Consider the following 2,063-nt stretch of genomic DNA (forward strand, 5'->3'; position numbering starts at 1 on the left):
CTCTTGTATATATAAATCCCATGCATCATCAAATATAGACATACTTTCTAGCATTCCACTTAACTCTAAGTATGAACTAATTACATCATAGTCTTCAGATTGCTTCGGAAAACTTAAATCATCATACATCGCCTCTGCTAAATCTGATATTTCATTTTTAAATAAAGCTGCACGGTGCTTCATCATATAATGGTAAAATGTCTTTTTCAAAAATATTCCCTACCTTTCTAACTTGGGTACATTATACAAGGCAAAAAAGAAAAAAACCAGCATAAAAGCTGGTTAAAAGTCGAAATAATTCCTTTTTAATAAACGTGGTCTTCCCATCAACTCTTCGTATGTTAGTTGTTTTGGCAAATCTTTCGTATAAATTAAAAACAACTGATCTTCAATTTCTTTTACAGTATGGTCTGCTTGATAGTCCATTCCACATGAGGAACAAGTAATACATGGTGTCTCTTGGATTTCAATGGCTTTCGTACCATCTGGTAATTCCCAATATACAGTATTCAAGCTTTCTTTCGCTTCTGTACTGTCACACCACATACAATTCATACTACGTCACCCTCATTTTTTTTGTCATCATCTAACTTTGCTATTTGTGCTTGATATTTTTTATCTTTTAATTGATCACGCTTATCACGTTTATCTTTTAAAGAAGCATGCGTTTCATTGACTTCATAATCTTTGCGGCGATTCATACGTTGTAAATCGTCTGGAACAAGATTAAATTTCTTATCACTCATCAATCCTGCAACGCCGATATCAGAACGTTTCTCTTCATAAGTCGGATAAATTTCTTTAAAGTAGCCTTCTGCTCTTCCTGGGATATAGTTTTCTGGTTCTGGATACGTTGTAATAACCCCTTCAAAGTTACGAAGAACAACTTTATCCGCACTTTGTGAAATTAAATAGTTTGGCTGAAGCGCAATTTTTCCGCCTCCACCCGGTGCATCGACAACGAAAGTTGGTACTGCATAACCAGACGTATGTCCACGTAAGCCTTCAATAATTTCAAGACCTTTCGAAACTGGTGCACGGAAATGACCGATACCTTCTGATAAATCACATTGATAAATGTAATATGGACGAACACGAATTTTCACTAAATCATGCATAAGTTTTTTCATAATTGGAACGCTGTCATTAATTCCAGCTAAAATTACAGCTTGGTTTCCAATTGGAACACCTGCATTTGCAAGCATTTCACATGCTAGTTTCGATTCTTCTGTAATCTCAATAGAAGTGTTAAAATGCGTATTTAACCATACTGGATGGTATTTTTTAATTATGTTACACAGGTTTTCTGTAATACGCTGTGGGAATACAACTGGTGCTCTCGTTCCGATACGAATAATCTCGACATGCGGGATTGCTCGTAAATTCTTTAATACATATTCTAAAATTTTATCATTAATTAGAAGTCCATCACCGCCAGAAATTAAAACGTCACGTACTTGTGGTGTTTCACTAATATAAGCAATCGCATCATCTAATTGCTTTTTCGGTACGCCCATTCCAATTTGTCCACTAAAACGACGACGTGTACAGTAACGACAATACATAGAACATTGATTCGTTACTAAAAATAGTACACGGTCTGGATAACGATGAGTTAATCCTGGAACTGGTGAATCTTCATCTTCATGAAGAGGATCTTCTAAATCATATTTTGTTTTATATAACTCTTCCGAAATCGGTACTGATTGCATCCGAATCGGACAGCGTGGGTCATCAGGATTCATTAGCCAAGCATAGTACGGTGTAATGTTTAACGGGATCGTTTTCGTTGAAATTTTAACGCCTTCTTCTTCGTCAGGTGTTAAGTTAATTACTTTCTTTAAATCATCTAAAGTTTTGATCGTATTCGTTAATTGCCAAACCCAATCATTCCATTGTTCTTCTGTAACATCTTTCCATAATTCAATATCCTTCCAGTGACGATTTGGTTTGTATACATCATGTAACATTGCTATTCCCCCTTTTTATACGCTCATCCTTTATATAAGCAATAATTATGCCAACTTCATATTCTTGATAAGTAAATGCGAGAAATACCCTAT

The 2,063-nt window shown here is 35.2% G+C and carries 3 protein-coding genes; all 3 read right to left on the reverse strand.

Annotated features, from left to right (window positions below):
* Positions 1-210 (reverse strand): YozE family protein (locus AB3X49_RS21965; RefSeq protein ID WP_367964737.1); only part of this gene is annotated, 210 nt, incomplete at its 3' end.
* A gap of 72 nt (positions 211-282) precedes the next feature.
* Positions 283-555: a YokU family protein gene (locus tag AB3X49_RS21970; protein ID WP_002085797.1), complete on the reverse strand. Its 273-nt coding sequence runs from the start codon at positions 553-555 to the stop codon at positions 283-285.
* The gene (gene kamA, locus AB3X49_RS21975) at positions 552-1,970 is read right to left on the reverse strand and encodes a lysine 2,3-aminomutase (protein WP_002012651.1); all 1,419 of its coding nucleotides are present in this window, start codon (positions 1,968-1,970) and stop codon (positions 552-554) included. The genes AB3X49_RS21970 and kamA overlap by 4 nt, the downstream gene beginning before the upstream one ends.
* Between the last annotated feature and the right edge of the window lie 93 nt (positions 1,971-2,063).

Origin of the sequence: Bacillus sp. C30, assembly GCF_040838255.1 — a bacterium.
In the GTDB taxonomy this organism is placed as follows: domain Bacteria; phylum Bacillota; class Bacilli; order Bacillales; family Bacillaceae_G; genus Bacillus_A; species Bacillus_A mycoides.